Consider the following 6,950-nt stretch of genomic DNA (forward strand, 5'->3'; position numbering starts at 1 on the left):
AACCTTGATCCTTTAACCTTGCTCCTTTAACCTTGCTCCTTTAACCTTATCAACTCAAGAGCTTACCAACTTACTAACTTTTTTTATCTCTTATCTATGTCTGCTATCCGGTCGAGAAGAGCATGCGCAACCATACCTTTTTCCATCAGCGGCAGATGTTCCGTATCTCCATTTCTGAAGAAAAATACCACCTTGTTTGTATCCATACCAAAAACCGGAGATTTTTCATCATCGTTTTCGTCATTTTGTTCATCCGGTCTTTCCCCAACAAGGTTTCCGACGATAATATCAAGGTTTTTTCTGGCAAGCTTATCCTTTGCGTTTTTTTCAAGATTTTCAGTTTCGGCAGCAAAACCCACCAACACACGATTTTTTTTGTTTTTTCCAAGTTCAAACAAAATATCCTCGTTTTTCTGAAGAACAAGCGATATTTCATCCATGCCTTTTTTAATCTTCTGTTTAGCAGCTTCCTTAGGCCTGTAATCCGAAACGGCTGCGGTTTTAATTATGATATCGAAATTTTCCATGCTATCAAAAACAGCTTTTGCCATATCAGCTGCAGAAACAGTATTAACCATTGTAATATTAACCGGAGGTTCAAGATTAACAGGACCTGAAACCAGAGTAACATCGCCCCCACGGTGTTCGGCAGCTCTTGCAATAGCATAACCCATTTTACCGGAAGACGGATTACTAATGAATCTTACCGGATCAATATGCTCTCTTGTAGGGCCAGCCGTAACCAGAATCTTTTTACCTTTAAAATCCTTGGGACTGAGACAATAGATAAGCCTGTCCAATATCTCTTCAGGCTCAGGAAGACGTCCCTGTCCGCTGGTGCCGCAGGCAAGTTCTCCTGAAGCCGGTTCCACAATATAATATCCGTCCTTTTTCAAAGTTTCAATGTTTCTTAAAACCGAAATTTTTTCGTACATATTTGTATTCATTGAAGGACAAATCAACACAGGGCAGGTAACGGCAAGAAGAAACGTGCTTAAAGCATCATCTGCTATTCCGTTTGCAATTTTGCCTATTATATTAGCGGTAGCAGGGGCTACAACAACTGCATCAGCATCTTTAGCCCATTCTATATGCCTTATTTCAGAGTTTCCTCCCTTTTCAAAAGTATCCGTATATACAGGTTCTTTCGAAAGAGCTTCAAATGTTAAAGGCCCTACAAAATAACCGGCATTATGCGTCATCACAACCCGTACATTTGCATCCTGCTTTTGAATAAGTCTTAAAAGTTCAGCACTTTTATATGCAGCAATTCCGCCGCTTATGCCAATAACAATGTTCTTATCTTTAATATGTCTCATAAATTATTAATCCGCATACGGGAAAATCTATTTAATTAAACCTGAAGAATTTTCGGCAATTGACGGCGCAACCCAAATTTCAACATCAGTAAATATCATGCCGTCAACAATATTTATTACACACCATCTGTTTTGTTTTTGAAACAGCATTAAAGTGTGTGGCGATTTAAACAAACTTACAAGTTTCCAGTTATCTTTGGCCATGTTATTATCAAAAAAAGTGCAAAGCGAACTAAGCTCAACTCTTCCGCTTAATGCAAGCACACCGGCAGGAAGGCCGGATGTTTTATATATAAATGATTTTTCAATTTTGACCTTAAGTTCTTTAGGTACAAGAACATCACCAAAATCATAATAACTGGGCATATCTCCGATATCTTTCTGAACAGAAGCACTCGCCGTGGCACTGTTTTCATTCTGACTCAGAGCAGCGCATCCGGAAAAAACAAGCATAAAAACCACACTTAACAGGGCAAATGTCTTGAGATTACTAAACCACCTGATTTGAAACATCTTTTCCTCCTTGAAGTTTAAATTGATCATATAAATACCGTACACAACAAATTTGATGAATCCGTAAAAAGTCTTCAAATCGTCATACCGGCGAAAGCCGATATGCATAGCTCATATAATTTGATGGATTAAGGCTTTCATCGGTATGATAGAATATGATGTTTTCCAACTTTTTACCAATCTTTTTATTATTACCATATAACATAAATAATCTATGTATAGCAATAAACTTGAAACGATGTAAATCGTTGGCTGAGTTTTTACAAACCATCAGCTTTTAAATGTTGAATTTATATTTTCTATCTGATATTGGAAATCAAAATCAAAATGTTGAATAATTCACATTCTTCATGCTTGGGTATACATTTAGAACGAATATTATTCAATGCTCCCTAAATATTAAAATTTCGCTTCATTACATGCCCCCGTAGCTCAGTGGATAGAGCAATGGATTCCTAATCCATTGGCCGCAGGTCCGATTCCTGCCGGGGGTACCAATAAAAACAAGAAGTTAGCAAATTGCTTAACCCTTTAAATTTTCTCTTTGATACCCTATAGCTACCCTAAAGAGTTTTTTTGCTTTATAATTTTCACATAAAATGGAATGAATTCTTTTCCTGCAAAAAACAGATTGAAAGCAAATACAAAATTGAATCCGGACTTTTAAAAACCGATAAAAAACACAACATAATGCAGGGGAAACGCGGCAAAGGCTCCGAAGTTATACTCTTAAAGCCAAATAAACCCGGTTCTAAACAAGGCCCGCAAATTCCAATTAAAAATCATGGCCCTTCAACTGAAATACATTACCCTGTTATAATATCAATCTTGCGTCGTTTCGGGATCGACCCTAAAGATTTTTGGAATGATTAAGAAAAAAATGTGAGGTGATCTTATGAAAATAAAAACAATTATTCATGAAGCGGAAGAGGGCGGCTTTTGGCCCCAATGCTGTTGGCTTAAGCCTTTAGTACGGATCTTTTTATTTTGTTTTTATCCCATTTATTTAGCGGACTTTTATTTACTCTTGGTTGAGGAGATCGAGGTTTTTTAGGTCGATAATATTTCACTCGTGCTATTTCCTCCAATATTTCTTTAAATATTGTTATTGCTTTTTGGGGATCATCAGCTACGAGAAAAGCAGCCTCTGATGCAAGTGTTAATATTGCATTTTTGAACTGGAGCTCTTTTTTCCCGGAAAAGAATGATTGCGATGATAGCACCATTAAGGTTCTCGATATGACACTCATAATCATTGCTGCATAAAATTCCTGAAGAATTCCGTTAACTGTTTTGCTATGAAACTTTTCGATTTCAAGTGTTATTTTTTCGTCACGGTAGTAGCTTTCTACTTCCCATCTTCGAAAATATAAATCTATAATTTCTTGACGTTTATAGTCCTTTTTTTTAAACAGATCGGTTAATAGAACAGATACGGTTCCATCAGGGCTTACAAGCCTGATGACCCTGAGTTTGATGGGTTTGAGTTCTTCCCGTTGTTTTATACCAACCTTGCTTATGAATTTATTTGAAGGTGCAATCCATATTATATCTTCTTTTTTCCCTTTTTTGATAAAAGTTTCTACAGCCGGAAATGTACAACTTGCCGGTGAACGAAAAATAAAATGTCCGTCATAATTTTCTTTCAAATATAATATCGATTCATAACCTGGATACCCTCTGTCAAACAGCCAAACACTTTTTGCAGGTACAAAAGGCATAAGGCTCTTAATTTCTTCCCGTTCAGAACTATCATTTCCAACGACTGTTCTGGCTATGGGAAGTCGCCTGAATACATCATAAAGAGTTGAAATCAGGCATTGTGAATAATGCCCTTTGCCTTTGTTTTGGAGGCCGCTATTGGGGTCGAACTTTCCTCGAATATCGTCTGTTGCAGGCAGGTTGTATTTAGAACCATCGGTAGCATAAACAGATATGCCATGCCATAAATATTTTGCATTTTGCGGCCATAAATCGTAGGCCACTTTAACGGCGTCTAAAAGGATATCCGGAAATACTTGCCATGGCACTTTTTGACGTGCTTTAGAAATGCTGCTCCGGTGTACTGCTTTGGCATCCGGCCATAATCCACTGCGACTTGATCTGGTCAAGTAAAAACGGACACCCGGTTAAGCTGCTTTTGCCAATGTAAAACTCTTTTCAAAATCATTAGGGTTTTTATATCCCAAGTAAGAATGCAGACGATTACTGTTATAAAACATCTCGATGTATCGGATCACATCATCTCTCGCATCGCTCCTAGTACGATAAAGGATCTCAGCAGTCCATTCGGTTTTCAAACTGTGAAAGAAACTCTCCGCAACAGCATTATCCCAGCAATCGCCCTTCCGACTCATGCTGCAGATCATACCATAGGTATTCAAAAGTTTCTGATAATCACTGCCGGCATATTGGCTGCCCCGATCAGAATGATGAATCAATCCTTTGCCAGGCTTTCGCCGCCAGTAAGCCATCATAAGAGCCTCTGTGGCAAGCGATGCCTTCATGCGGCTGCTCATGGCCCAACCGACAACTTTCCTCGAATACAGGTCGATTACCACCGCCAGATACAGCCATCCTTCCATAGTCCACAGATAAATGTCGCTGCACCACACGGTGTCGGGTCGATCTACCTGAAACTTTCGATTCAGAAGATTAGGAGCCACGGGCAGATTATGTTTGCTATCCGTCGTTATTCTGAATTTCTTGCGATGCTTTACAGATACACCGGCTTTTTTCATCAGGCTGCGGGCACGATACCGGCCCACATCATGCCCCTGAGAACGGAGTCTTTCGGACGTTCTGCGAGAACCATAAGCGCCCCGGGTTTCTCCGTTGATCTGCCGGACTTTTGACATTAATTCGAAATCCTTATCTATTTTTATATTATGGTCTGTTTTCAAATATTGATAATATCCACTCCGGCTGGCTTCCATAACTCTGCACAAAACGGTTATGGGATAGGCCTTCTGTTGCTGCCGGATAAAGTCGTATCTTACATCAACTCTTTGGCAAAGAAGGCCGCGGCCTTTTTTAATATTTCATGCTCCATTTGAAGCCGCTTATTTTCTTTTTGCAGCCGATGCAGTTCCTCTATTTCCGGTGCCATATGGCCTTTGCCTGGAAATGCTTGGTCGCTGTCGGTTTTAAGCTGGTTTCTCCAGTGCCGCAGAACATTCGGGTGGATATCAAGATTTCGGGCGGCCTCCGAGATCTTGTAGCCTTGCTCGGTCACAAGTTTAACGGCTTCAATTTTAAATTGTTTCGAATAACTCTTTTTCTTCGTTGTCATTTTTCACCTCCAAAAGTTTCATCCCTATAACACACTTTTCGAGGTATCCGCTATACCTGTACCATTTCAGACATCCGTGGTGCCACGGTCTGAAACTCAGCGCTTGAACGCCCTTGGTGCCATAGCCTCATTGAAAAATGCATTGACACTGCGGGATACTTAAACCTCTTTAACTCCAAGCCTCGCTTTACAATTGAGTTGTAATATTGCGTTACATTCTTACAAAACAGTTGTAAATTTGGCTTATGGAAAAAAGCCTGATATCTCGACTGCTTCATGTCACCGAATATTTTTTTCATTTTCTGTTTCATGCCAAATACGACACTGTAAATATGCTGAGAAGTTTGCATCATGAAATGTGATTGATGGCGATTGAGAAGAATTACGGAGGAATAGTGGAGATGTTTATGTGTATTTTGTAATAAATATATCTTTTCTAAAATAATTATTTGATTTTATACAATTATTAGTGTAAAAAAGATTATAGACAAACTCTGCAGACAGATTTTTAAAACAGGTAATTTAAAGTTTATGCTTAATTTATTTGAATTTCGTGGGGTAGCAAAATGGAAATTCCTATGACAGCAATAGAAACAACAGGGACAATTGATGAAAATAGTCAACTTAAATTGGATGGTCCTCTCCCATTTTCCGGTCCAAAACGTGTAAAAGTTATCGTTTTATCGCCGCTGGATGATGAAATAGATGAAATCTCATGGTTACGTGCAACATCTTGTAACCCCGCATTTTCATTTTTATCTGATCCGGGAGAAGATATTTATTCAATCAGTGATGGGAAACCATTCCATGACTAAGTATAAAGTTGTTCTTGTCCCCTTTCCTTTTGATGATTTATCCGGTAGCAAGGTTCGTCCCGCTGTATGCCTGACAGAGCCAATTGGACAATACCGGCATGTGGTTATAGCATTTATCACAAGTAGGATACCGGATGAGCTTTTAGATACTGATATTTTGATAGCATCTGAACTCAATGACTTTAAATACACAGGATTACGAGTTTCTTCAGCATTAAGATTACATCGTGTGTTAACTGTCACTGCCACTATGATTCAGCGGGAATTAGGATATTTGTCTGAGATAAAGCAGAATATCGTGCAGAATAAATTGAAACAGTTATTCAGCTTAGAATAATATCGAACCAGAGAGATATGATGGCATAGTAATCGAGTAGCGGAAAATAAATGCCACAACATATCAAAAAAGGTTTTTTATCCCTGTTGTTTTTTTATCCAATTTCTAAAAATGTTCTCTATATTGCAAATTCCGCTCTGGTCACAGACCTTAATGTTAAATTCATCAGCTCGGCGGCAAGCGGCTTCAGTAAAATGACGGTAGCTTATAACCATAGCTCGGGTTTCCTCTCCTCCCAAATAATTCCGCAGAGTATTTAGTTTATAAAGAACTTCCGTGGCTGCGTCATTCTTGTCATCTGCTTTGTCAAAATTTCGCGTTTTGCATTCAATAATAAACAAATGATTGTCGGCTAAGAATGCCACATCAATTTCATTGGATACAGGACTTCCTCTAACATCCCACTCTATGTTTACGTTTCTTGCCAGGTCTTGAATGGATGTTATTTCTTGTTTCATACGGAATAAAATTCCATATACATGCTCTTCCAGCCAGCCGCCATTGACGTAAAATCGGGCATCTTCTGATGAGAAATATAATGGACCCCGAAATTTGAACTGATGGTTAAGCTACTTTTTCTGTGATATTGACTCCATTATAAAGGAGACAGAATGAGAAAGCAATATCCAGGGAATTTTAAAGCAAAGGTTGCATTGGAAGCCATCAGGTCAGAG

7 protein-coding genes, 1 tRNA gene and 1 pseudogene are annotated in these 6,950 nt (G+C 38.8%); 4 read left to right on the forward strand and 5 right to left on the reverse strand.

What is annotated here, in order from left to right; genetic code table 11:
- Positions 1–83: 83 nt before the first annotated feature.
- The gene (coaBC, locus tag VXK47_RS07240; RefSeq protein WP_435548102.1) at positions 84–1,319 is read right to left on the reverse strand and encodes a bifunctional phosphopantothenoylcysteine decarboxylase/phosphopantothenate synthase; all 1,236 of its coding nucleotides are present in this window, start codon (positions 1,317–1,319) and stop codon (positions 84–86) included.
- Positions 1,320–1,346: 27 nt separating this feature from the next.
- The gene (locus VXK47_RS07245; RefSeq protein ID WP_435548103.1) at positions 1,347–1,832 is read right to left on the reverse strand and encodes a hypothetical protein; all 486 of its coding nucleotides are present in this window, start codon (positions 1,830–1,832) and stop codon (positions 1,347–1,349) included.
- Positions 1,833–2,253: 421 nt separating this feature from the next.
- Here VXK47_RS07245 and VXK47_RS07250 point away from each other — a divergent pair.
- Positions 2,254–2,329, forward strand: a tRNA-Arg gene (locus VXK47_RS07250).
- Between the two features lie 79 nt (positions 2,330–2,408).
- Complete coding sequence (locus VXK47_RS07255) at positions 2,409–2,705, forward strand: hypothetical protein (RefSeq protein ID WP_435548104.1); 297 nt, start codon at positions 2,409–2,411, stop codon at positions 2,703–2,705.
- Between the two features lie 86 nt (positions 2,706–2,791).
- Here VXK47_RS07255 and VXK47_RS07260 read toward each other — a convergent pair whose 3' ends face one another.
- On the reverse strand, positions 2,792–3,943 hold the full coding sequence (locus VXK47_RS07260; RefSeq protein WP_435548105.1) for an IS4 family transposase: 1,152 nt from the start codon (positions 3,941–3,943) through the stop codon (positions 2,792–2,794).
- A gap of 18 nt (positions 3,944–3,961) precedes the next feature.
- Positions 3,962–5,124, reverse strand: a protein-coding gene (locus tag VXK47_RS07265) for an IS3 family transposase (protein WP_435548106.1) whose coding sequence is annotated in 2 segments (ribosomal slippage) — positions 3,962–4,869 and positions 4,869–5,124 — 1,164 coding nt in all. Because the reading frame shifts where the segments join, the coding sequence is not laid out codon by codon here.
- Positions 5,125–5,690: 566 nt separating this feature from the next.
- Between VXK47_RS07265 and VXK47_RS07270 the strand changes: the two genes are divergently transcribed.
- Together VXK47_RS07270 and VXK47_RS07275 are read left to right on the forward strand one after the other, a co-directional pair.
- On the forward strand, positions 5,691–5,939 hold the full coding sequence (locus tag VXK47_RS07270) for a hypothetical protein (RefSeq protein WP_435548107.1): 249 nt from the start codon (positions 5,691–5,693) through the stop codon (positions 5,937–5,939).
- On the forward strand, positions 5,932–6,276 hold the full coding sequence (locus tag VXK47_RS07275; protein ID WP_435548108.1) for a type II toxin-antitoxin system PemK/MazF family toxin: 345 nt from the start codon (positions 5,932–5,934) through the stop codon (positions 6,274–6,276). Before VXK47_RS07270 ends, VXK47_RS07275 begins: the two co-directional genes overlap by 8 nt.
- Positions 6,277–6,353: 77 nt before the next feature.
- Here the strand turns inward: VXK47_RS07275 and VXK47_RS07280 are convergent.
- Positions 6,354–6,788 (reverse strand): annotated as a pseudogene (locus VXK47_RS07280) (Card1-like endonuclease domain-containing protein); the annotation flags it as partial.
- Positions 6,789–6,950 lie beyond the last annotated feature (162 nt).

Source organism: Desulfobacterium sp. N47, assembly GCF_051233685.1.
Classification (GTDB): domain Bacteria; phylum Desulfobacterota; class Desulfobacteria; order Desulfobacterales; family RPRI01; genus RPRI01.